At 66.7% G+C, this 24,496-nt stretch carries 17 protein-coding genes, 1 tRNA gene and 1 pseudogene; 14 read left to right on the top strand and 5 right to left on the bottom strand.

What is annotated here, in order from left to right; translation table 11 throughout:
• Positions 1–2,155: 2,155 nt before the first annotated feature.
• Entirely contained in the window at positions 2,156–3,418 is a 1,263-nt protein-coding gene (locus DEO23_RS15800; RefSeq protein WP_109276994.1) for an ROK family transcriptional regulator, read from the bottom strand.
• A gap of 312 nt (positions 3,419–3,730) precedes the next feature.
• On the opposite strand from DEO23_RS15800, the gene DEO23_RS15795 reads away from it, so the two are divergent.
• The 11 genes from DEO23_RS15795 (at position 3,731) to DEO23_RS16650 (ending at position 14,389) form a co-directional block, all read left to right on the top strand.
• Entirely contained in the window at positions 3,731–4,885 is a 1,155-nt protein-coding gene (locus tag DEO23_RS15795) for an ABC transporter substrate-binding protein (RefSeq protein ID WP_165831888.1), read from the top strand.
• Complete coding sequence (locus DEO23_RS15790; RefSeq protein ID WP_133249902.1) at positions 4,879–5,808, top strand: carbohydrate ABC transporter permease; 930 nt, start codon at positions 4,879–4,881, stop codon at positions 5,806–5,808. Before DEO23_RS15795 ends, DEO23_RS15790 begins: the two co-directional genes overlap by 7 nt.
• Positions 5,805–6,635, top strand: coding sequence for a carbohydrate ABC transporter permease (locus tag DEO23_RS15785; protein WP_109276991.1), 831 nt, complete (start codon positions 5,805–5,807; stop codon positions 6,633–6,635). Before DEO23_RS15790 ends, DEO23_RS15785 begins: the two co-directional genes overlap by 4 nt.
• 7 nt (positions 6,636–6,642) lie before the next feature.
• Positions 6,643–7,863, top strand: a complete 1,221-nt coding sequence (locus tag DEO23_RS15780; protein WP_109276990.1) for a Tm-1-like ATP-binding domain-containing protein — start codon at positions 6,643–6,645, stop codon at positions 7,861–7,863.
• 10 nt (positions 7,864–7,873) lie between these two features.
• Positions 7,874–8,737, top strand: a complete 864-nt coding sequence (locus DEO23_RS15775; RefSeq protein ID WP_240613451.1) for a phosphoenolpyruvate hydrolase family protein — start codon at positions 7,874–7,876, stop codon at positions 8,735–8,737.
• Positions 8,738–8,750: 13 nt separating this feature from the next.
• Positions 8,751–9,056, top strand: a complete 306-nt coding sequence (locus DEO23_RS15770) for an EthD family reductase (protein ID WP_165831887.1) — start codon at positions 8,751–8,753, stop codon at positions 9,054–9,056.
• The gene (locus DEO23_RS15765) at positions 9,053–10,204 is read left to right on the top strand and encodes a Gfo/Idh/MocA family protein (RefSeq protein WP_109276987.1); all 1,152 of its coding nucleotides are present in this window, start codon (positions 9,053–9,055) and stop codon (positions 10,202–10,204) included. The genes DEO23_RS15770 and DEO23_RS15765 overlap by 4 nt, the downstream gene beginning before the upstream one ends.
• A gap of 210 nt (positions 10,205–10,414) precedes the next feature.
• Positions 10,415–11,182, top strand: a complete 768-nt coding sequence (locus DEO23_RS15760; RefSeq protein WP_109276986.1) for a CHRD domain-containing protein — start codon at positions 10,415–10,417, stop codon at positions 11,180–11,182.
• A gap of 1 nt (position 11,183) precedes the next feature.
• On the top strand, positions 11,184–11,930 hold the full coding sequence (locus tag DEO23_RS15755) for a class F sortase (protein WP_133249901.1): 747 nt from the start codon (positions 11,184–11,186) through the stop codon (positions 11,928–11,930).
• A 240-nt stretch (positions 11,931–12,170) separates the two neighbouring features.
• Positions 12,171–13,070 carry a macrolide 2'-phosphotransferase gene (locus DEO23_RS15750; RefSeq protein ID WP_109276984.1) on the top strand — a complete coding sequence of 300 codons (900 nt, stop codon included), beginning with the start codon at positions 12,171–12,173 and terminating at the stop codon, positions 13,068–13,070.
• A gap of 581 nt (positions 13,071–13,651) precedes the next feature.
• Positions 13,652–14,389: a tyrosine-type recombinase/integrase gene (locus DEO23_RS16650; RefSeq protein WP_420808033.1), complete on the top strand. Its 738-nt coding sequence runs from the start codon at positions 13,652–13,654 to the stop codon at positions 14,387–14,389.
• A gap of 62 nt (positions 14,390–14,451) precedes the next feature.
• On the opposite strand, the gene DEO23_RS15740 is transcribed toward DEO23_RS16650, so the two are convergent.
• Together DEO23_RS15740 and DEO23_RS15735 are read right to left on the bottom strand one after the other, a co-directional pair.
• Positions 14,452–15,741: an FRG domain-containing protein gene (locus DEO23_RS15740; RefSeq protein ID WP_109276982.1), complete on the bottom strand. Its 1,290-nt coding sequence runs from the start codon at positions 15,739–15,741 to the stop codon at positions 14,452–14,454.
• A 247-nt stretch (positions 15,742–15,988) separates the two neighbouring features.
• A tRNA-Arg gene (locus DEO23_RS15735) sits at positions 15,989–16,061 on the bottom strand.
• Positions 16,062–16,240: 179 nt separating this feature from the next.
• Here DEO23_RS15735 and DEO23_RS15730 point away from each other — a divergent pair.
• Together DEO23_RS15730 and DEO23_RS15725 are read left to right on the top strand one after the other, a co-directional pair.
• On the top strand, positions 16,241–17,275 hold the full coding sequence (locus DEO23_RS15730; protein WP_109276981.1) for an SDR family oxidoreductase: 1,035 nt from the start codon (positions 16,241–16,243) through the stop codon (positions 17,273–17,275).
• Positions 17,272–18,264, top strand: a complete 993-nt coding sequence (locus DEO23_RS15725) for a nucleoside hydrolase (RefSeq protein ID WP_205679006.1) — start codon at positions 17,272–17,274, stop codon at positions 18,262–18,264. Before DEO23_RS15730 ends, DEO23_RS15725 begins: the two co-directional genes overlap by 4 nt.
• Positions 18,265–18,327: 63 nt before the next feature.
• On the opposite strand, the gene DEO23_RS15720 is transcribed toward DEO23_RS15725, so the two are convergent.
• Entirely contained in the window at positions 18,328–19,353 is a 1,026-nt protein-coding gene (locus DEO23_RS15720; RefSeq protein ID WP_109276980.1) for a DNA-formamidopyrimidine glycosylase family protein, read from the bottom strand.
• Entirely contained in the window at positions 19,353–24,185 is a 4,833-nt protein-coding gene (locus tag DEO23_RS15715) for an ATP-dependent helicase (RefSeq protein ID WP_109276979.1), read from the bottom strand. Before DEO23_RS15715 ends, DEO23_RS15720 begins: the two co-directional genes overlap by 1 nt.
• A gap of 230 nt (positions 24,186–24,415) precedes the next feature.
• Here DEO23_RS15715 and DEO23_RS15710 point away from each other — a divergent pair.
• Positions 24,416–24,496, top strand: a pseudogene (locus DEO23_RS15710) (superoxide dismutase); the annotation flags it as partial.

Raw genomic sequence — 24,496 nt, 5'->3', positions numbered from 1 at the left:
GATTGCACGCAGCACGAATGACGAGGGGTGTATCAGGCGGATGGACGAGGGGCGACACTGTAAGCCCCCGAAGACCCTTGGTGTCGCCCCTCGGTCGCTAGTCTCCCACAACGCGCGAGACGCCCTCTTCTCCCGGAGGAGATGGGGGCGTCTCAGTGTGGAGCAACGATGCTCCGCGATGTGGTGACTTCCCAGGGCCGTGTGTCTGGGCTGCCAGCGAATGCAAGTCTACGCCGGCTTTCACGGGATCGCTAGGGGCCCTCGCCCGCCAGCCACGACCGGAGGCGGGCGAGGGCCGCGGCGAGGCTGTGCTCCTCAGACCGGAGAGAAGGAAGAGACGCCTACGAGCCGCACACAGCACGGTATAAGGTGAGACACGCCCCGTGCGCGCCACGCTCGACCAATGAGCGCTCAGACGCAAGAATGCGCCCCCATCTCCCGTGAGGAGCTGGGGGCGTGCGTGTGTGTGGCGAGACTGGTTGCGCAGACCTATCGGTCGGCAACGCCAAGGGTTTACACTACGCCACACCGGCCGTCCCGGGGGGAGCGAGGCGGCCGGTGCTCCAATCGTAGAAAGTCCCAGACCAATAAGGGGGTGCTCCGGGACCTGGCGACTGCGGCGCTCTTACTCGACGAAGCAAGTCCAGCACCGCAGTGGATCTAAGGTATCCCATAAATCCCGTTTGTGCATGTGACCTGTACCAGCTGGCGCGCCTGGGCTTAAGTTTCGCCCGAGCGGCCTCGCTGTCGAGACCGACGAACGCCCCTGCCTCCCACAGCTGGGAAGCAGGGACGCTGCACATCGGAGTCCTTCCTCCGATGCGAGCAGACCCTCCCGGGCTTCAAGGGTTCTAAGAGGGCCGCCTCTTCACACGGTACGTCACCTGTGACGCTGCCGGGCACGTTCGGCACGGTCGGCGTCAGCGTCGGCGATCCCCACAGTGGCGAAGTGCCTTGTGTAGACCCGTAGTCCCTATTCCGTCTTCGGTCACGAGGAGGCAGGTTGTCGTCCGAAGAGGCTGACGTCCAACTAGCGAGCATCGCGTTGTTGGTCTGGGGCCTGGTCGCGTCGCACGTCCCGGTTACCTGCGTTATTGATACCCCATAGACGGCCCTCCACCAGCCACACCGAACTTGAAGTCTGGCTGGAGGGTCCCAGGCTCGTTCATCGGCGAATGGACGTCGTCATCGTGGACTCGGCGCCTGGCTCGGCAGAGGCCCCTCCCCAACCCTGTGTCGCTGAGCTATCGTCGGAACTTGCGGCGTACTCGCCGCGTGAGAAGTAGGAGGAGGGTGTCTGACATCGATGAACCTCGGCACAGGCTCGAATCTCCTGCTGTCGTATCCGTCGATTTACAACACAGCAACCAGATGGTTCGCGTTCACCTGCGGGCTGAATGGTCGCCACCACTTATGGGCACGTGTAAGGCACAGATCGCTGGCCCCGTACGAATTTTCGCCCCGCAGAGCCTCGAGATCATACCAAAGGTGCGTCACGGCGGTTCCGGAGTTAACGGGCGGCCGTCTAATGAGAGGACGATGCCCGGTCCGTCGAGGCAATGCCCGGCAATCGGATGGTGGACGTGCCCGCCAATGGCCCGTTCGCCCGGAACCGGGTAGACATCGTGGGAACTCTGACGGACAGGATCGGACAGCGGCAATATCGACACGTCGACCAAGACGGGAGCCGTACCGTGCGCCGGACCGGGTTGGCCTTGTGCGAAGACGCTTTCAATCCGGAGGTATGGCGTGCCCGCGTGAGGAGATGAAAACGACCGCGCCGAGCTGTGTCACGGAGGCGTAACGTAAAGAAGCGTGGGTCTTCCTGTCGGAGTCCGGGAGAGCCGCCGCGCCCGCTGAAGCGGAAACGTTGGAGTAAAAGTTTCGGACCGCCCGATCGAAGATGGACAGTTCTTCGCGTGCCGCTCTTGTCCTTCGAAAACGGCGCGGGTGGCGGTCGAGTAGTGGCGAGCTCTCACAGCGTCGCCGGGCGGGGGAGGGGCGCCTGGCGGTCCTGTTCCAGGCGTCCGCGAGCGTCCCCTCGAGCAGCGTTCTGCGGGACACCGATCCTGGTCGCTCGGGGTCATTCGGGATCTCCTCAGTGGAACGGTGCCGCGGGTTCGATTCGTCGCCGATGTTAGCGATCGTCGGTGCCCTATATTCGTGTCGGAGGGGCGTCGCCCAGGTAGTGCGGGTCATTGGGGAGGGCTTCAAGCCAGGATCCCTTCGCGAGATATCGATCAATAACATTCGGCCTGAGTAATTCTTCGCTGGCCATCGACGCGGCTCCCTGAACACCCGTTAGGTCTCCGAGCGTTGCTTGCTCGATACTGACCTGTGCACTGGAGCGTGGGAGTGCGTCCGCGTAGAGGCCAGCACGGATGCCCGCGGACAGAGGGGCGCCCGTGTCAGCGAGATAGCCCCACGTCATGATCGAACCTGGCCCCAAGAGATTCACCAGCGCCGCAAGTGCCTGACCGATCCGAACTCCGGCTTCCCTGATCGCGCCGACTGCCTGTCCGTGGCCGCGGTGGGCAAGCTCCACGAGATCGCGCACGTGATCAATCGCGACTCCCACGGTACGTAGGTGGCGGACCAGAGCATCGCCCGAGGCGACTGCGTTGAGGCATCCGATCCCGCCGCAGCTGCACATCGCGTCAGAACCCGCCATTTTCAGGTGTCCGATTTGCCCTGCGCGGTTGCCGACGCCGCGCAGGAGGCGACCGTCGACGAGGATTGCGGCGTCAATTAAGGTCCCCAGTTTGACGCACGCGAACACGTCAGGTGCGGGATCGAGACGTGCGTACTCAGCGCGGGCCATGACGTTCACGTCACGATCGAGCAAAGTGGGAACCTGAAACCGGTCTTTCACCATCTGGAGCACGGACGCCTCATCCCACGCGGCCGTTGAGACGCTCGCTGTTGGTCCGAAGTCCGTGAGCTCGCTCGGGCTTGGCATCGCCACGCCTACGCCTGCGACGGTTGAGCGTGGGGCAGTTCGCGTGTGCATCACATTTATGGTGCGGAAGAGCTCGTCCAAGACGGCCGATGGGCCTGCCGAGACGGGCAGTTCTACTAGGCGCTCTTCGATGATCACGCCGTCCAGGTCCGCAATTGCCACGCGTGAGCCGGTGAGGCCCACATGCAGGGCCAGGACCAGGTGTTGGCTCGATGCGAAGCTGACGAGCTGTGCCGGGCGGCCTCGGTTACCGGATATGGCAGGACCGTCCTCGATCAGGCCCCCGGAGGCGAGATGGAGGAGCCGTTGGCGGACGGTCGAGCGGGCGACGCCGAGATCCGCAGCGAGCTGACCGATCGTGCTGCAGCCTCGTGCACGGAGGTGCGCGAGTACCTCGCCGCTACGTTCGAAAGTGGCGGGCGGCCGAGCCTGCGCTGGCGCATCGTGACCCATCGACATCGAGTTCCCCTAGGGACGGCGGGCGGATGATGAGCGTCGTCCCTGGCGGCGACGCCGAAAGTCCCACTCTAGCCGTTCATCAGACTTCCATTGACGGTCGCCATAAAGACGTCTACGCTCGCCATTATGATTCGGGTCACGCGGTCGCTCGCGCCTCACCGCTTCAGCAGCCCAAGACGACAAGCACTAGGACGGTGAGCTCCCATGCGGCGACGCACGGCACTTCAGGGCGCGGCAGTGACCTCGCTGCTCTCCCTTGGGAGCAGCAGCTGTGCCCTTCAGAGCGCGCCGGCCGGGACAGACAGCAACGGCGTGACCACTTTGCGGATGTGGCACTACTACCAAGACCAGCAGAAGACGTGGCTCGAGGACGAAGTGCGACGTTTCGAGGCGAAACACCCTAAGACACGGATCGCTCTCATCGACGTGGTGGGCGACCAACAAGCGCAAAAATTGCTCGCATCTGTCTCGATCGGCAACGGACCCGATCTGCTGATGAACAACATCGTGGTTGACTTCCCCGTCCTGCGTGCCGCGGGCGTCTTGAAGGACATCACCGAGCAGTGGGAGTCCTTTCAGGACAATGACCAGTTCCCAGAGGCCACGGCCTGGCGCAACGAGGGACGCGTCTTCAACCTGCTTCCCTACACAAACCTCATCGGCATGTACGCCCACAGCGATGCCCTCGCGGACTCGGGGGTGGAAACAGTGCCGAGCACGCTCTCCGAGCTCGAAAGCGCCATGCAGAAGGTGAGTGAGAAGGGTGCCTTCGAACCGCTCGCCATGGCCGGCTCACCGGACGTTGAAGGGGCATGGCTGTTCGCTCCCCAGCTACTTGGCCTCGGCATCGACTACTGCAACTTTCACGGGGCCGCCGTGGAGGACGCCTTCCGACGCCTTGCCCGATGGCGGGACAAGGGCTGGCTGCCACAGGCCACCGCCACGTGGTCGCAGACCGATGCCTGGCAGCAATTTATGACCGGGCGCTATGCCTTCGCCCTGAACGGAAACTGGAATCTGGGCAACGCCCGCGATTCGGGGTTCGCCATTCAAACAGCTCGATACCCCGCATCCGACGGCGGGAAAAGTAAGGTATACCCCGGAGGAGAAGGAATCGCCATCGGCGCCCAGACAAAGTACCCCGATCTCGCGTGGAGCTTCATCGAATCTGCATTCCTGTCCGCTCCTGGAGCCCGCGCCGTAAATACAGTCGCTGGGTCCATTCCCGTGCGCGCCGACGTCGCCTCCTCCGACCAGCTCGCAGGTGACGCCGACGTCGCGCCCTTCGTTGAGGCCGCCCGTCACCAGGCGCGGTGGCCCGACAACGAACGAACGGCTGACATGCAGCGAGCACTCGGCGAAGCTGTAAGCGGCGTGATTTCCGGGCAGCTCTCCGGCGACGAAGGCGCGAGCAGCGCGGTCAACGAGATCGCCGCTGCGCGGGCGGACGGGGGTGGCTCGTGCTGACGGATACGCCTCACCACCACACCGGAGCTCGCCGCCCGGGCCGTCGACGACTCTTGCCGCTGCTTCGCGCCCAACCGATCGGATACCTGCTGCCTGCGGTGGTGATTCTGGCGGCGTTCGCCCTCTGGCCTCTTTTCGTCCTCGTACAGATGTCCCTCAGCGAGGTCGGCCCCGCCGAGATCGTCGGAAACTGGTCTTTCGTCGGGCTCCGTAACTTCGTCGACGTCCTCGGAGACTTCGAGACCTGGAAGGCGATTCTCCGCACAATAGGGCTATGCGCGATCCTGGTGATCTCCAACCTGGTGCTCGGATTCATCGCAGCCACCGTCCTCTCGACAACCGGGCGCACCGCGTCCGCCGTGCTCGGCATCCTCGTCTTCGTGTGGGCGCTGCCGCCACTCGTCAGCGGCAGCGTGTGGCGCTTCCTCCTCGACGACACCGGCACGCTCAACGCCATCCTCGGCCTCCTCGGCATTTCGCCCGTGAACTGGCTGAGCGACCCGGCCCTCGCGCTGTGGAGCGTCTCAGCGGTGGTCGCCTGGGCGTCTCTCCCGTTCTCGATCCTGATCATGCGCGGCGGCCTCCTCGCGGTGAACCCGGAACTCATCGAAGCCGCAGCCATCGATGGCGCAGGCTTCTGGACGACGCGCTGGAGAATAATTCTGCCTCTGATGCGACCTACGCTGTGGATCCTCGCAGTCATCACAGTGCTCTACGCCTTCCGATCATTCGACTTCTTCTATGTGATGACCCAAGGCGGGCCTGGAACGTCCACCAACACCTTGCCCGTGCTGTCTTACTACACAGCGTTCACCAACTTCGACATGTCTACCGGAGCAACAATCGCGGTGGTCTCCATGGTGGTCGTGCTCGCCTTCGCCGTACCCTACGTTCGCACCATAAAGAACGAGGAGACCTCATGATCACCCCTCGGCCGCTGAAGCGCGTATTCACCGTCCTTGCTGCCACCCTCGGTCTCGCCTACCTCCTCCCGCTCGTCTGGGTCATCCTGACAGCGTTCAAAACGAACAACGCGGTCCTTAAGAACCCGAACTCGATCTTCTTTCGTCCCACCCTCGAGACCTTCCGAGCGGTCATCAACGATGGGTTCGGCGCGATCCTCACATCGTTGCAGATCACGATCAGCGTGACCGCTCTGGTCCTCGCGATCGGTGTCCCCGCAGCCTATGCGCTCTCCCGACACGCGCATCCGCTGTGGAACCGGGTGGCGACCATCGGATTGGCACTCCTCCTGATACTTCAGATGGTGCCACAGCCGATGACCGTGATTCCTTTGTTCAGCGTCCTCGCCAACTGGCACGTCATCGGGACGCTTCCCGGGCTGATCCTTGCCGACCTCGCTCTACTGCTGCCCTACGCGATCATCGTCCTGCGTCCCTTCGTCCTCGCTATCCCGAACGTGTTGTACGAGGCGGCACGCATCGACGGGGCGAGCTCGGTGCAGACATTCTTCCGATTGACGATCCCCATGCTGGCCAACGGCATCTTCACCGTGGGCGCGATCATCTTCATTACGGCGTGGGGAGAGTTCGTGTATGCGATAAACTTCCTGCCCGAAGGCACTGTCCTGCCAGTGAGCGGGCTCCTCGCCCAGCAGAACTCCCAATATTCCGCGAACTGGAACACGTTGATGGCGCTCGCGGTCCTCACCGCTCTACCGTTGCTAATTGTTTTTCTCTTCGCGCAGCGGCGACTGGTCAACGGACTCTCTCTAGGCGCCGTGAAATGAGGACGACATGACGCCGAGACCCGTCGTTGCCCTTGTGGGGTCACTCGACACCAAGGCCGCCGAATACGGCGCGATGCGGGCGCGGTTCAAAGCAACCGGAGTCCGCCCTCTCCTGATCGACGTCGGGGTGCTCGGAAAACCCGGGATCGTACCTGACGTTTCGCGGGAGAGCGTTGCCCGCACCGCAGGAGCGACGATCGCGGAACTGGCCTCCTCTCGCGATCGCAATATGGCGGTCCAGGCGATGGCGGACGGTGCCAGTCAACTCGTCGCAGACCTCGTCCGGACCGAGCGCGTCGCGGGCGTGCTGATGGTCGGCGGCTCCAACGCCGGATATGTAATGGCGCGGCTCGTCGAGAGCCTTCCTATCGGGCTCCCGAAAATGTTGGTGAGCACCATCGCGGCAGGTGACACCCGCCCGTACGTCGCCGCGCGGGATCTCACGATGATGTACCCAGTTGTCGATATAGAAGGACTCAACACAGTTTCGAGCGGAATGCTCGCTCGGGCCGTTGACGCCATAGCGGGCATGGTCAACGGAGCGCCCGTCGCCACTAACCATGCCCACAGACGCCGGGTCGCGCTAACGATGTTTGGCATCACCACGCGCTGCGTATCCGCCGTGCGGGCACATGTGGAGGCCGAGGGCTGGGAGGCACTGGTCTTCCACGCGACCGGTGTCGGTGGTGCCGGCATGGAGGCGATGATCGGCGACGGGGCTATCGACGCGATCATCGATGTCACCACCACCGAGCTCGCGGACGAGCTCGTCGGCGGCGTCTGCTCCGCGGGCGCTGATCGGCTCACTGCGGCAGGCCGGCGCGGGATCGGCCAGGTGATGAGCCCGGGCGCGCTCGATGTCGTGAACTTCGGCCCGATAAACACGGTCCCGGAACATCTGATCGGCCGGCAGTTCATGGCACACAATCCGAACGTCACACTCATGCGCACCAGCCCGACCGAGAACGAGGAGCTCGCACGGACAATGGCCGACCACGCCAATGCCTCGCAGGGCGCAGTCTCGATAGAGGTCCCAGCCCGAGGGCTCTCCCAAATCTCCGGTCCAGGCGGGCCTTTCCACGATCCCGCGGCCGATGCCGCTTTCATCGACACTCTGCGCGCCGAGCTAGGAGAGCCGACACGCCTTCATGTCCACGACCTCACTATCGAGGACTCCCGATTCGCGGAGCTCCTCGCCACGTCGTTCGCAGACGTCACCGCACAATGAAAGGCAATCTGTGAGTACACGGACCGACATCATCGATCAGCTGCGCGCCAAAGTCGCATCAGGGCGCCCCATCATCGGCGGTGGCGCAGGAATCGGGCTCAGCGCCAAGTGTGCCGAGGCGGCGGGTCTTGATTTCATCGTCGTCTACAACTCGGGCAAGTTCCGCATGGCAGGACGGAGCTCGATGGCGGGCCTGATGCCCTACGGGGACGCCAACCAGATCATGATGGACATGGGGGCCGAGATCCTGCCAGTGGTCGAGACGATCCCTGTGGTCGCAGGCGTCTGCGGGACCGACCCCTTCCGAACCATGCCCCGCTTCCTTCGTGAGATCAAGGACGTGGGATTCTCCGGGGTGCAGAACTACCCGACGGTCTGTCTGTTCGACGGAATGATCCGCGCGAACCTGGAGGAGACCGGATTGGGTTTTTACAAGGAAGCCTCGATGATCGCGGCGGCTCGTGAGCTCGACCTGTTCACCGCGACCTACGTCTCCAACCCCCAAGAGGCCCGCACCATGACCCAGGCCGGCGCGGACGTACTCGTGGCGCACATGGGGCTGACGACAGCAGGGATGATCGGGGCTCAGACGGCCCGGAGCCTGGACGATTGCAAGGCAGCCATTACCGACATCGCCCAAGCGTCCCGTGACGAACGCGCAGACCCGCTCGTGATCTGCCATGGCGGCCCCATCCACGGACCGGAGGAGGCTGAAGAGATCCTGCACGATGTTCCCGGTATCGATGGCTTCCTCGGTGCCTCAAGCATGGAACGCCTCCCCACGGAGCACTCCATGGTCGAACACATGCGCCGATTCGTCCGCATTCCGCTTCCGGTGGGTACGGAGAAATCCGATCCGAATACCAGGAGCTGAACCGATGTACCGAATGACAATTCTCTACCCGATGCCTCCGGACCCCATAGCGTTCCGGCACCACTACCTCGAGCACCATATCCCCCTGGCAAAGAAGATGAAGGGGCTTCGCCGGTGGAGACTGCACTGGCTCGACGACGATCCCAGAGATCCCTCGCCGTGGATCCTCGTCGCAGACCTTTGTACCGAGGACCAAGACGCCATGAACAGAATGCTCGCCTCACCAGAGGGCGCCGCCGCCCGCGCGGATGTCGCAACATTCGCGACCCAGCCCGTCCAGTTCCTCAGAGGAGAAGAGCAGGAGGTCGATCCGTCATGAACACTCCTGCCGACACAGGGTTGCGCATCGCGGTGCTCGGGCTCGGATTCGGGCAGGAGTTCGTCCCGATCTACCTCAGCCACCCGTACGTCTCACACGTCGTCCTCGTGGAGCCCGATGACGCGAGACGAGCGGAGGTCGCCGCCAAGTTCGGCGTGGGCAGCGGGTATCGCGGCATCGATGAAGCGCTTCGGGATGACCGCATCGACGCCGTCCACATCCTCGCCCCAGTGCCATTCCATGCCGATTTCGCCATCCAAGTTCTGGAGGCTGGCAAGCATTGTGCCTGCGCGGTGCCCGCCGCGACCACGCGGGAGGATCTCGAGCGCCTGATCGAGGTCGAGCGGCGCACGGGCAAGCGCTACATGATGATGGAGACCTCGGTTTACGGGCGCGAGTACCGCTGGGCGTCTGCCCTTCACCGCGAGGAAGCCCTCGGGGACCTGACCTTCTATCGCGGGGCGCATATTCAGAACCTCGACGGATTTCCTAGCTACTGGCAGGGGTTTCCCCCGATGCACTATGCCACGCACGCCCTGTCCCCGGCGCTGGACCTTCTCGGCACCAGCGTCGAGAGCGTCACGGCTCACGGGTCGGGACACCTCGACGAGGCAACCCGCACTGCCGGCGGCTTTGACAACCCGTTCCCGACGGAGATCGGTGCCTTCCGCCTCAGGGGCAGCGATGTCATCGCCGAGGTTCAGATGTCCTTCTTCCGCACGGCACGTGAATACATCGAAGGCTTCTGGCTCTACGGCAGCAGGATGGGGCTGGAGTGGCCCACCGACCAAGAGGGTCCGATGCTCGTGCACACGATGAGCGGTCCCGCCGAAGGTGGACGCGGGAACCGGACGGCGGTCAAAGTCGTCGAGCCACCCGATTACCTGGAGTCCCTCACTGCGGAGCTTCGCCCATTCGTCCACGAGACCGTGGTCCAGCTTCCCGGCATGAGCGATCCGGTGAGAGTCGGCGCTGGACACGGCGGATCACACCCGTACCTGGTCGACGAATTCTTGGATGCAATCACCGAAGGACGACGATCCCGGATCGACAGCGTGCGCGCCGCCGAGTGGACCCTCCCGGGAATCTGTGCGCACGAGTCCGCGATGAACGAGGGCGCGCGGATCACAGTGCCAACTGTCCGCTGAAGATCATTTGGCGTGTACTCGGGTGGCCGGTAGGGGGAGGGGCACCGCACCTAGTGGCGGAGACTTGCGCGGCCCTCCTATCCCGTTCCACGGCACACACCCAAGTGTGCGACAGATCACACCATCTAGCAGAGTTGCGGTTCCGAACCACGACGCGACACCGTCCCCGACGACTGCACGGTCGTCCGGTGTTCCGACGAAGGAGTCACGATGCGCACGACAACGAAGCGAATTCTCCCCCTGTTCGCGGCCACGGCCGCGCTCGGACTGTTCGGTACCTCCGGTGCTGCAGTGGCCGAAGGCTCTGACAGCACGACGCTTGAGGCCAACCTGACGGAACTAAACGACTCGGGCGCGTCTGGCACCGCGTGGGTCACAGTGAATGGAAACGACGTCACCGTGAAGATGAATACGTCTGGTCTGCTGGACGAGTCCCCCCATGCTCAGCACATTCACGTCGGGGGCAAAAACGAGTGTCCTGATCCGAACATGGAGGGCAGCGGTGAGAACGGCGCCATCCAAGTCTCCGACGCCATGGATGACTACGGCATGATCGCCTCCTCCCTCACCACAGAGGGAGACACCAGTCCCGATAGCGGCCTCGCTGTCGACCGCTTCCCCACGGGGAACAGCTCGTACGAGCGGTCTTTCAAGGTCAGTGATGACGTGGCGGCAGACCTCGCCGCCGGCGATGGCGTGGTTGTTGTCCACGGTGTCGATCACAATGGCAGCGGGGAGTACGACGGCAAGGTGAAGTCCGATCTGGACGAATCGCTGCCCTCGGAGGCGACTGATCCGGCCGCCTGCGGTGCCCTTGAGATGAGCCAGATGTCTGGCATGCCCGAAGGAGGAGCTGAGACCGGTGACGGCACCACGGCCGGCATCGAGAACAGCGGCGCCATGATTGCCGGCGGCGGGTTGCTCGCTGCCGCGGGCGCGGGCGCGATTGCGCTGCGCCGTCGCCACGCCAAGAAGTGACGTGACCCCTCAGGGATCATCCCGCCAGGGCGGCAGCCGTCGGCTGATGGTCGTCGCCCTGGCGGCTCTCGCTCTCGTCGGTGCCGCGCTTGTCGTGTTCGCCCTGGTTAGCCAAGTCGGACAGCCCCCTGAACCAGGACTCCGCACCAACGCGGGCGCCTCTGACAGTGGGGGATCCACGTCCGAAAATCGTCCAGAATCCACAAAAACGTTGGCAACTCCAAGTACAGACGCGAGCAGCCCAACGCAACAATCCAGCCGCAAAAAGGGAGCTCCTGGCGGTGCGGAGCCGATAGCAGCAGAGGACCCCACGGAACTGCGGATCCCGTCGATCGATCTCGATGAGAAGCTCTTTCCCATCGGCCTCGGTGAAGATGGAGGGCTCCTTGCTCCACGCGGGGAGCGAGCCAATCAACCGGCGTGGTACGCCGGCTCACCCACGCCCGGTGAAATCGGCCCAGCAGTCATCGAAGGTCACGTGACCTGGCACAACGAACCCTCCGTGTTCTTTGAACTCGGCGGCCTCAAAACCGGCGACAATATTGAGGTCAAACGCAAGGACGGCAGCCTCGCCACGTTTGAGGTCTACGACTCGGCCCGCTACCCTAAGGACGAATTTCCCACCCTCGACGTCTACGGAAGAACAGACGGACCCGAACTGCGACTGATTACCTGCGGCGGCGACCTCGGCAAGAACGGGCACCACCTCGACAACACCGTGATCTACGCCCGACTCTCCGAGAACTGATCCATCCTAGACTCTCAGCCTACTGCTCCTCGTGGAAGACGCCGGCGGGCTGCGAACCTCGCGAATCCAGCACAACGAAATTTGTAGACTTGTTCCCGTCTCCAACTGCCGCGCATCCACTCAGCGGAGCTCGACTCTCGTTCCTTCCCGACCGGCAACGGCCAACGGGGCAGGGGAGGGGCGACGCAGACTCTTCATAAAGACCATGTGCTATCACGCTCAGAGTGACAGTATGTCCTCATGAACACGATCGAGGACGCGTTAGCCCTGGCCCGCTCGCATGACCTACATCTGCGTCGCGAAACCGCCACCATCAACGACGCTGGCCTCGACTACCGCGTGGTCATCGCCGAAGACACTGAGGGTCTCCGCTGGGTGTTGCGCCAGCCCCGTCGACGTGACGTCGCCGAAGCGATGGCCGAGGAGGCAAGAGTCCTCAATTTGGTCGCCCCCGTTCTGGCGACCGTAAATGTTGCGGTTCCGAATTGGCGATTGTGGTGCCCCGATCTGATCGCTTACCCGGCTTTGCCCGGAGCTCCGGGACTGACACTGTCCGCAGCGGGAGACCCGGTCTGGCATATGGACCCAGCCAGCCCAGACTACGCTGTCCGCCTGGGACAGCTCCTGGCCCAACTGCACTCGATCACATCCACTCGCGCGGCTGCCGCTGGCGTCGAAACTCGCACCCCTGATCAAGTCCGCGAGGAGTGGCGCGCGGATATCAGCAGAGTTCAGCAAGAGTTCGCCGTTGCCCCTGCAATGCGAGAATCGTGGGAGAACTGGTTGGCCGACAAATCGTGTTGGCCAAGAAAGACCACCATGACCCATGGAGAAATCTACCCCGCTCACATCCTCATGGCTGAGGGTGGAAGATTTACAGGTGTCCTGGATTGGACCACCGGTCGAGTCGACGATCCGGCCAGGGATTTTGCCACCCAGTACGGCACCGCGGGCGACGGCATGTTGGAGGTTGCTCTAGAGGCCTATGCTGGTGCTGGCGGCCACATTTACCCTGGCTTGCGCGACCAAGCCCGACATTTGTGGGAGGCCGCTCCGGTCGGGTACGCGCTGTACGCTCTGACGACACGCAATGACAATGAAATGAGTACGGCTGCGACAATGCTGGCAGCCGGTATATAACCCGCTTGTTTCGGTGTCTGATTGCGCAAGATATCCGTGCGACCCCCGGAGGGCATTGCGGTTTAGTCCCGACGGCTGATGGACCCAATAAGATATGGCGAGGATTTCCTTGGCGGGTGACTCCTCTCGTCGTTGTGACCAGAACGCCCTAACGCAACATCTTCACGACCTCGCCTGGTTTGCCCAAGCGCAGCAACCTGACGACCTCAGTTGCAATGTCGGTGGGGGCAATGAGAGGGCCTTTGTCTCTTTGCTGTCGAGCAGTCAAGACCGCCCACTCGCGTTGGGCGCGCTCGAGCCCAATCCATCCGGGGACCACGGCCGTGACGCGCACATCGGTGCGCGCGGCCAGGCTGGTGGTGAATCGGTGCACGCCAGCCTTTGCGGCTCCGTACTCCGGTGAGTCGTAGGCGTCGTCGCCGAGGCCGCCGCTGGAGCCGAAGGAGGGCGAACGAACACACCGCTACCGTACGGACATCATCAAGACGCCCATTGCTGACCTCACGCCCGGTGACCTGCACGACGAACTCGTGGCCATCGCCGCAGCGGGTGGCGCTTCCGCAACGCGCCACGTCCGCGCGATGTGGCGAAAGGCGACAGCGCGAGCCCTCGCCCTCCGGCTGGTCCACATCGACCCGGCTTCTGGGCTCACTCTGCCTTCGGCACCACCTCGCGGCACCAAGGTCTATGCGAACGGGGCGCCTCGCTTCGTCGACAATGCGCTGACTCATGAGCAGGAGACGGGCCTGCGGGAGTTCCTTGCGTCGGACGACAGGGCAAAGTCGGAGGGCATCGCGGACCCACTCCTTCTTGCGCTGGAAACGGGCGCGCGCATCAGTGAGCTCATCAGCATTCGTTGGGACGACGTGTCCGACGAGACCCTGACGCTTGCAGGACAGATGGTCCGCATCCAGGGGGAGGGACTGCAGTGGCGAGCGGGGTTGAAGACTGGCCCGGAGGTCCGGGTGGTCCCCCTGACGCAAGGCGCTCGAACGCTCCTTGACCGGCGTCGGGCGTGCCGTCCTGAGGAGTCGGAGGCGGCAGGGTCCTGGTTGGTCTTCACCTCTCCGCGTGGGAAGCGACCTGACCCGGACAACATGGCCTCAGCTGTGCGGCGAACTCTGGACCGTGCGGGCCTGCCCTGGGCGACGGTGCACACCCTTCGACGGACGGTCGAGAACCGCTTGATCAGCAGCGGTACGGACCCTCGATTGATCGAGCGGGTGATGGGGCACACGAGTGACACCGCGCACAGAGCCTACTGGGACCGCGGGCTTGAGCCAGAGGGAGCTCTCGCCGGACTTGAGTACGCCTCGTGAATATGGGTGGCGTGAAGCGATGACCGGACCGTGATTTGTTTGCTGAATTGCCAAACGGGCAATTAGGTTGGAAATCGTCTTCGTAAGTCTGCAATCAGGCCTGAAAGGTCTGGGTACATAGTCTTTTGCGTCAACCCACGCGTAGTTAGGTATTCTCGCACTGGCTTTTTCGCGTGCGCCTTTATGACGATCGTAAAAATCGGGACAAGCGCGGAATTATTAGGCTTGGTAGCGCGACCGGTTCGGGATGGTAATCCGATTATTGAGGTGGCGAGCTCCAGCTCCGTACGGCGCCAATCCTGCTCTATCCCAGTGCTCTCGGAAAGCTCCCCGTTTATCGTCTTGACGATTCCGTCGAGCAGTAGCGGCGCGGATTCGATCATGAATCCGCCTCTTTGGACTCGCATTCGAATATTTGGGGTTTCAGGAAACCAGACGTGCGTCTGGGAGCCGGTCCCCCATCCGCTTTGGACGCGCTGTTCGGCATCCCAATCTTGCCAGGGAAGCTGGCCGGTGTTTGTGTTTAAGAGGGTGCTTGCCAGATCTCCTCCGACGGCGCCCCGTTTAATTCGGGGGCGTTGCCCCCAAGCGATGACCAGGCCGTCGAAGTCATCATGATCAGGGTTCTCGACTGCGAACCAGGCGGCAACCTCTGCATCCCGAGTTACATCTAGTAGCCGTGTCGGGGCTCCGGCGTGCTGGAGTTCGGCAAGCGCATGAAGGGGGGTCGCCGGGAACTCGTACTGCGCCAGCCCCCACTTGCTGGCAGAATTTAATATTTCCGCCTCAGCGCTGACTAGGTCGTCCTCCTCGACTACCTTCTTTGAATCACCCGCCGCAACTGCGCGATAAAGCGTGGAGCGGATAGGCCAATCAGCGTTTCCTTGTCCTCGCCAGATTGGTTCATGGTCGGCGTGCTTGGCGGATATATCTGCGATTGCCTTTAGGAGTCCCTTTGTGTCCTCTGCTGTTTTGGCGTGGGAGGTTAGAAAGTCCCGTGCCGATCGGTCTGCGCGTGCTGTAGATGGCCTCGCTGTTTGCCAGTTTCGGATCGCCTCACTGGAGAACACGGTTTTCATGATGCTCCGTGTGTTGGGCGATAATTGAGCAAGCAGATGTTGGTGCTGCGCAGAGAACAGCTTTGAAATATCAGGTAGGCTGGTCTGGAGAATCTGGCTAGCGATGGCCTGGCTTGAGGAGCCCATGATTTTCGATAAGTCGATTCCTGGATTGAAAGACGTTGGCGTCGTCAAGTTCGGGTAAAGTTTGTTAGTCGAGATTTGCCAAAGCGGCGTTGGGACATTGGGTTTCCGTTGCTCCCTGTCCCCGCTCCCGTCGGCCTCGGTGTTCATGTTGGAATCCTAGGGGACGGACGTCTGGACGCGGGGCGGCGCCTAGGGGGATGCCTTCTGGTCATGTCACAGTGGCGCCGCAGCCAGGACTGGCACCTTCGTGCCAGGGGCGGGGGAGCGATACGTGTTCCCGGAGTGACGGGGCGACCGTTGATCTGGGCGTACTTCGGTGAGGCACGCACCTTGGTCGAATAAACTCGTCGTTTCGACGTAGGCGACAGCCAGAGGGAGTATTTGTGCTGTTCAGTGCCCCCAGCAGGACTCGAACCTGCAACCTACGGATTAGAAGGCCGTTGCTCTATCCATTGAGCTATGGAGGCGTGCGCCGAGCGTCCCTTCGGGCCGATCCCGGCGCCGAGAAGTCTACCGAGCATCGCGGCTGTTCGAGACCGGCGGTGCTGCCGCGAGGGGACGTCCCGGCCGCTCCCTCCCACGGCTAGAGTCGCTGCAGACGGACCGTGCGCACCGCGCCCCTCACCGCTTCGCGTCAGGAGTCCCCATGTCATCGTCCCGTGTCCTGGTGACCGGAGGTTCCGGTCTGATCGGCGGCCACTGCATCCTGCAGCTCCTGGAGACGGGGCACGGCGTCCGCGCGACCGTGCGCAGTCTTGCCCGCGAACAGGAAGTTCGCGCCGCCCTCGTCGCGGCGGGGATGCCCGAGGACGCCGATCTGGAGTTCGTCGCCGCCGACCTCACCTCCGACGACGGCTGGGCCGAGGCCATGCGCGACGTCACCGGGGCCCTGCACGTCGCCTCCCCGGTGCGGCCCGGGCACGTCGAGGACGAGGACGAGGTGATCAGGCCGGCGCGCGAGGGCGCGCTGCGCGTGCTGCGAGCCGCTCGCGCCGAAGGCGTGCGGCGGGTCGTCATGACCTCGGCCTTCCACGCCGTCGGCTGGGGGCACCCGCACACGGACCACGTCTTCACCGAGGACGACTGGACGGTGCTCGAGGACCCCGGGACCGACGCCTACGGACGCAGCAAGACCCTCGCCGAGCGTGCCGCCTGGACCGACGTCGCCCAGGCGGGAACGGGACCCGAGCTCGTCACCCTGCTGCCCGTCGCCGTGATGGGGCCCGTCATCGGCGACCAGGTGAGCGGCGCGAACGACGTGATCCGCTCGATGCTGCAGGGCCATGTCCCCGCCGCCCCGCACGTCTACCTCCCGATCGTGGACGTGCGGGACGTGGCGCGCGCTCACGTCCTGGCCCTGGGGACGCCGGACGCCGCCGGGCAGCGCTATCTGCTGGCCGACGGTCCCGCACTCGAGCTCCCCGAGATCGCCCGGCTGCTGCGCCGGGAGCTCGGCGAGGCCGCCCGCAAGGTCCCGCGGCGGACCCTGCCGAACGCGGTCGTGAAGCTCGGTGCCCTCGTCGCCCCGGCCATGCGGGAGATCGCACCGGACCTCGGCTACGCGCGGCGGGTCTCGCACGAGAAGGCTCGGCAGGAGCTCGGCTGGGAACCCCGGCACGCGCACGAGGCCGTGCTCGACGCCGGGCGCAGCATGATCGAGAAGGGACTCCTCGCGCGGTGACACCCACGATCAGCACGGACATGCCCGCTCACCACATCCTCCTCGACGTCGACACCGGCGTGGACGACGCGATGGCGATCATGTTCGCCATCCGCCACCCGGAGATCGATGTCCGCGCGATCACCTGCGTGGACGGCAACGTGCCGCTGCCCCGCGTCGTGGAGCACACCTGCCGGGTGCTCGACGCGCTCGGAGCCCCGCAGCAGATCCCCGTCGCTGCCGGCGCCTCACGGCCGCTGCTCGAATCGCCCCGCGACGCCGCGCACGCCCACGGCGCCGACGGCCTGGCGGGGATCGAGCTGCCGGCGAGTGAACGCCCGGTCTCCGAGCTGCACGCGATCGAGGTGATCCGCCGGGCGATCGAGGAGTCCGCGCAGCCGCTCACGCTGGTCGCCCTCGCGCCGCTGACGAACGTCGCGCTGCTGCTGCGCATGTACCCGGAGGTCGCCGCGCAGCTGGAGGGCATCGTGCTGATGGGCGGATCCGCCGCGGTCGGCAACGCGACACCGGTGGCGGAGTTCAACGTCTGGCACGACCCCGAGGCCGCGCGCATCGTCTTCGAGAGCGAGCTGCCCGTGCGGATGTACGGCCTGGACGTCTTCGATCGCGTGGGTCTGGACGAGGCCGCCGTCGCCCACCTGACCGCCAGCACCGACCCGCTGACCACCGCGCTCGGAGAGCTGCTGGGCTTCTGGCTGCGCGACGAGGACGGCGTGCCGGGCGGGCCCGAGGTCGCCCGGATCGGCGACGCCGGCGCCGTCTGCTCACTGGTCGCCCCCGAGCTGATGGACATCCGCTCCCTGCCCGTGCGGGTCGAGACCTCGGCTGGTCCGGCCCGCGGCCAGACCATCGTGGACCGCCGACGGGGACCGGGGGAGGACGCCGAGCACGGTCTCGCGGAGATCGGGCGCAGGATCGACGTCGTCCTCGCCGCCCAGGAGGAGGCCGTCGCCCGGCTGTTCCTCGAGACCGTCGCCGCTGAGGTCTGAGGTCTGAGGTCTGAGGCCGTCGAGGGCAGAAAGGCGTCGCACCCCCAGGCCGCAGGCCCCGGTTCAGGGCCGCCAGCGCGTGCGGGGGCGCATCCGCCCAGTCGGACCGTGCGGGCCCCGACCTCGGCCGGTGCCCGGGTCGCGGCCGGCCGTGCCCAGGTCGCCGGCGCCCTGGTCCCCCGGGCTCGTCGGCCCACCGCTCTGGCAGTGAGGGCACACGAAGATCACGCGGCCCTCGCTGCCCTCGATCTCTGGCTCGATCAGGTCCCCGCGCTCGATCCTGGTGCGACAGCGGCGGCACTGCCGGCCCGCGCGGCCGTACACCCACAGGTCACCGTCGCGGCCCATCATCCCGCCCGTGGTGATCCGGACGACGCGGGAGGTGTTCAGCAGCAGCAGGCGACGGGCGAGGTCGACCATGCCCGGCAGGTCCGCCACGGCGCTCACCGGGGCGGCCGGGTGCAGGCGGTGCAGGAACGACAGCTCGCAGCGGTAGATGTTGCCGATCCCTGCGAGGTTCCGCTGATCCAGCAGGGCCAGCCCGATGGGCCGTTCGGGCCGGGCTCGCAGGTTCGCGAGCGCGAGGTCGCGGTGCTCCTCGGACCAGTCCGGATCCAGCAGGTCGGGTCCGAGGTGCCCGATGAGCTCGGCCTCCTCCCGCGTGCGCACGAGGCGGACCTGCTTCACGTCGTAGCCGACGGCACGCACCTCCCGTCCGTCCGCGTGCCGGGCGGTCAGCAGGATGCGGGCCGTGTGGGTCGCGCGGGGGTTCGCGCTGGTGTCGCTCGAGCGCAGCGGCGCGCCGTCGACGTGCCAGATGCCGTCCATCATCAGGTGGTTGTGCAGGGTGAGGGGCTCCGCTGACGGAGGCGCCGTGGTCGCCCCGGCCGTCGTCGTCGCAGTCATCCCGGGCGGGTCCACCCGCAGCAACAGATGCTTCCCGCGCGGCACCACCTCGCGCACCGTCCAGTCTCGAAGGTCCGCGGTCGCCGCACGCGGCACCCGCAGTTCGCAGCCGGTGATGGTGCCCCCGGCCAGTGCCTCGTGGAGGATCCGGCACTGCCGGAAGACGGTGTCGCCCTCGGGCATCAGCGACCTCCGGCGCGCAGCCGCAGCGAGCGCGGCGAGCGGTAGCAGCCGGCGGCGACCAGCGCCTCCAGGATCCCGTGGACGTCCTCGGCATCGAGGGGATGGCCGTTGATCCGTTCGATCTGGAGCTGCGGCAGACGGGAGTCCTCGGCGACGGCGCGGGCCAGCTGCTCGGCGACCAGCGGCGTCGAGGGATCGTCCGCCCACCACAGCAGGCTCTTGCCCCCGCGGTCCACGAAGGCGGCCGCGTGGCCGTCCAGCAGCACCACGAGGGCGCCGGCGCGCCGGGCGGGCCGCACGTTCGTGCCCTCGGGCGGTGCGATGGTGAGCGCCGGCCAGGGAAGGGCGGCGCCGTAGGGGTTCGCCGGGTCCGTCGCGGCGAGTGCGTGGGCGATGGACTCCTCGAGGCGCTGGTTCTCGTCGCGGGAGGTCTGGGCCTCGCTCTCGCGGTCGCGCAGGCGGTCCACGCCCTCCACCGGGGCGAACTGGGAGGCGCCCAGGCCGTCCACGAAGTACCCGCGCCGGCACGTGCCGTTCTCCTCGAGGGCCGAGAGCACCCGGTAGACGGCGGCGAAGGAGCCGGGCACGTCCTCCACGTCCATCGCCCCGCGGGTGACCACGCCGTGGCGGTCCAGCAGCAGGGTCGCGACGGCAGCCGCCCGGGCCGAGGCATCCACCTGCTCGATGCGCAGGGCCGACCAGCGACCGGCTCCCATCGGACCGGTCACCAGCTGCGAGGGATCCGATGCCCCCTGACGCATCATCGCCGCCGAGAGCCGGGCCGCTCCGCGCCGGCTCACGGGACGGGAGCGACGCGCCCCGCGCGAGGAGGTCTTCGGTGCCGGCCCCAGGCTGAAGCCGCGCAGCGCCTCGAAGGAGTCGTTGGTGATCAGCCCGGCGAAGGCGAGTTCCCACAGCGCGTCGTGCACGTCCTGCGGGGCGGCGGCGCCGTCCTGCTGATCGGCCAGGGCGGTGAGGATCTCGGCGTGGCGCAGCGCGCCGGGGGTGCCGCGCAGCAGGTCGAGGATCCGGGCGGGCAGGGAGCCCTCGGCGAGCTCGCCCGCGGCGGTCTCGAGCGCGGCCGCGTCGAGGCCGAGCGGGAGGGCGTCGGCCAGGTGCAGGCGAACCCAGCCGTCCGAGGATCCCAGCCGCCCGTGCCCGGACCAGGCCACCTCCCCGGCCGCGAAGGCCGCATCGAGCATGGCAGGGGTGAAGTCCGGCAGACGGGACGGCAGCACCTGGGTCTCCCAGGTGGACAGCGGCAGCGAGACGCCGGCGAGCTGGTCGATCACCGACAGCAGGCCGTCACCGCCGCGCCAGTCGGCGCGCGCCCGTCGACCGTCGGCCCGCCGCCCCGTCAGGTGCTGCCAGTCGCCCAGGAACCGCGCATAGACGGAGTGGGAGACGGGGGCGATGTCCTTGCGGGAGGCGGCGAGCGAAGCCCGACGGATGCGGCGCAGCATCTCGGTCTCGACCCACTCCTCGCCCTCCCTGCCGGGCGTGAACTCGCCCTGCTGGAGGACCCGCTCGGCCGTGAGCTGCTCGAGGGCGCTGCGCGCGACCCCTGGAGCGAGGCCGAAAGCGTTGATCAGCTGGGCGGGGGTGAAGGGCCCGTGGCTGCGGGCCCACCGAGAGACGATCTCGGGGACTGCGCGAGGAACCGGCGCCAGGTGGGCCTCGGCGATGCCAGGCGGCAGGGCGACCCCGAGGGCGTCGCGCAGCAGCCCGGCGTCCTCGATGGCCGCCAGGTACTCGCGGCCGCCGATCCTCATCGTGATCGCGCGACGCGCCTCGAGGAGCTCGCGGACGATCCCCTCGGGCTCGACCCCCTCGCCGCAGCGCGCCGCGATCTCCGCGTGCGTGAGCGGGCCCAGACGACGCAGGGCGTCGGCCGCGTTCTCCGTGCCGCGCAGGGCGCGCTCAGTGGTCAGCCCCTGCGCGCGCTCCTCGACCTCGGTGATCACGTCCGCGTCGAGCAGCTCGCGCAGGCTGACGCTGCCCAGCAGCTCGGCCAGCAGCGACTGGTCGAGGGCGAGCGCGGCGGTGCGACGCTCGGCCAGCGGGGCGTCGGTGTCATAGATGAACTGGGCGAGGTAGCCGAACAGCAGCGACCGCGCGAAGGGCGAAGGGGACTCGGTCTCGACCTCCCGCACCTGCACGCGCCGCTGCCCGATGCCGCGCATCAGCTCGACGAGCGCGGGCAGGTCGTAGACGTCCTGCAGGCACTCGCGGGCGGCCTCGAGCATGATCGGGAACTGGGCGTAGGGACGGGCCACCTCGAGCAGGTGCGCGGCGCGCTGACGCTGCTGCCACAGGGGCGCCCGGGAACGCGGGTCCCGGCGCGGCAGCAGCAGGGCGCGTGCGGCGCACTCGCGGAAGCGGGCGGCGAACAGGGCCGAGGATCCCACCAGACGCCGCACCTCCTCATCGATCTCCTCGGGGGTGAAGACGAAGAGGTCGGCCCCGGGCGGATCCTCCCCGTGGGGGATGCGCAGCACGATCCCGTCGTCGGCCGCCATCACCTGCCCGTCCAGCCCGTAGCGCTCCTCGACGCGGGCGCCGACGGCGAGGGACCAGGGGCCGGTGATGCGCTGACCGAGCGAGCAGTGCAGCACGACGCGCCAGTCACCGAGCTCGTCGAGGAAGCGTTCGACGACGAGTTGATCGGGGCCGGGGACGATGCCGGTGGCCTGCTTCTGCTCGTCCAGGTGCTCGAGCAGCGCGCTCGAGGCGTTCTCGTCGAGGCCGAGCCCCGCCAGCTCGCTGCGGGCGGTCTCGGCGGGCTTCTCGGCGAGCTCGGACTGGGCCGTCGCGATGGCGCGGCCCAGGGTCGCGGGTCGTCCCGCGCCGTCGCCGTGCCAGAAGGGGATGCGGCCGGTCAGTCCGAAGGCGGGGGAGACGGTGACGCGGTCCGCGGTGATCTCCTCGATGCGCCAGCTGGAGGTGCCCAGCGTGATCACGTCGCCGCGCCGGGACTCGTAGACCATCTCCTCGTCGAGCTCGCCCACCCTCCGCGGCTGGGTGTCGCCCTCGGCGGCGACCAGGTGGACGGGGTAGAGGCCGCGGTCGGGGATGGTGCCGCCGCTGGTGACGACGAGGCGCTGGGAGCCCGGCCGCGCCTGCAGGGTGCCCGCCTCGTGGTCGTGCACCAGGCGGGGGCGCAGCTCGGAGAACGCGGTGGAGGGGTAGCGGCCGGCCAGCAGGTCGACGGTCTGGTCGAAGACGGAGCGGGGCAGGGCGCGGTAGGGGTGGGCGGTGCGCACCAGGTCGAACCAGCCCTCGACGTCGAGGTCCTCGGCGAGGGCCGCGGAGAGCGTCTGCTGGGCCAGCACATCCAGGGCGTTGCGGGGGACGGCGAGGGGCTCGATGCGTCCCTCGACGGCCTCACGCACCGTGACCGCCGCGCGCACGATGTCGGCCGCGTGCAGGGGATGGATGACGCCGTGGGAGACCGCGCCGACGTCATGGCCGGCGCGGCCGATCCGCTGCAGCAGGCTGGAGACGGAGAACGGCGTCTCGACCTGGATCACGAGGTCGACCGCGCCCATGTCGATGCCGAGCTCGAGGGAGGAGGTCGCGACCACGCAGCGCAGGCGCCCGGACTTCAGCTGGTCCTCGATGCTCGCGCGGGTGTCCTTGGACATCGACCCGTGATGGGCGCGGGCGACGTCCTCGACGTCCTCCCGGGCGGTCTCCTGCTCGCCGCCGGCCGCGCCGGCACCGGGACCGGCGACCAGGTCGGAGGGGCCGTCGGCTCCCAGCGCGTGGGCGGCCGCGTCACCGGTCAGCTGACGGCGGTGCAACGTGTTCAGCTTCGAGGTCAGGCGCTCCGCCTGCCGCCGGGAGTTCGTGAACACGATCGTCGAGCGGTGGGCGAGAACCTCGGCGAGCACGGCGCGCTCGACGTGCGGCCAGATGGTCCCCGAGACGTCGTCCTCGTCCACCGCATCGGCCGGGGGTTCGATCGCCGACAGGTCCGGCACCGGGAGGCGCACGGAGAGGTCCCAGCTCTTGGACGACGGGGGGCGCACCACGCCCACCTCGCGGCCGCGGCCCGTGCCGGTGAGGAACGCGGCGACCTCGTCGACCGGTTCGACGGTCGCCGAGAGGCCGATGCGCTGGGCGGGCTGCTCGAGCATCGCGTCCAGCCGGGCGAGGGAGAGGGCCAGGTGCACGCCGCGCTTGGTGCCGGCGACGGCGTGGACCTCGTCGAGGATCACGGTGCGCACCCCGGTGAGGGTCTCCCGCGCGTTCGAGGAGAGCATCAGGAACAGCGACTCGGGCGTGGTGATGAGGATGTCCGGCGGCTGGGCGAGCAGGCGGCGGCGTTCGGCCTGAGGGGTGTCCCCGGTGCGCACGCCGACCCGCAGCTCGCGGTGCTCGATGCCCAGTCGCTGGGCGGCGCGCATCGTCCCCACCAGGGGCGAGGTGAGATTGCGTTCGACGTCGACCCCGAGTGCCTTCAGCGGCGAGACGTAGAGGACGGAGGTACGCGCCGGCGCGTCGCGCGCCGGGGTCGTGCGCGTGGGGCCCTCGGGTGCAGCGGGCTCGCGGGAGGGAGCGAAGGCGAGATCGTCGATCGCGGAGAGGAAAGCGGCGAGGGTCTTGCCGGAGCCGGTCGGAGCGACGACGAGCGTGTCCTGGTCCCGGCCGATGGACTCCCACGCCCCGTCCTGTGCAGGGGTGGGAGCGCTGAAGGACTCCTCGAACCACGCGCGGGTGGCGGGGGAGAAGCGCGCGGGGACGGAGCCCTGCCTCGAGGCGTCGCCGTTCCCGTCGTCCTCGCGACGGGCGCCGTCCGGAGCGGCGGCCCTCCCGTGTGCCGTGACCATCGCACCATTGTGGCCCTGCGGGCGGACACGTGGCCGCTGCTCCGCTATGCCTGCGACGATGCGGACAGGTTCTCGGGTGCGCGGAACCTGTGATCCCCCGCGACCTGCGACGCCGGGTGTTCGCGCCGTGTGAACCAGCCGGGCCACGGGCAGCGAGGTCGTGGCAGGATGGAGGTGAAGGCGGGGTTCGCCCAGCGTCCCCGCGACCTCGAATGGAAGGGATGAACCTCATGGCGGAGTACACGCTTCCCGATCTCGATTACGACTACGCGGCGCTCGAGCCGCACATCTCCGGCCGGATCATGGAGCTG

It is taken from the genome of Brachybacterium endophyticum, assembly GCF_003130585.1.
In the GTDB taxonomy this organism is placed as follows: Bacteria; Actinomycetota; Actinomycetes; order Actinomycetales; family Dermabacteraceae; genus Brachybacterium; species Brachybacterium endophyticum.
Note: the sequence above shows the minus strand (reverse complement) of the source record. Positions and strands in the feature narration are given on the sequence as shown.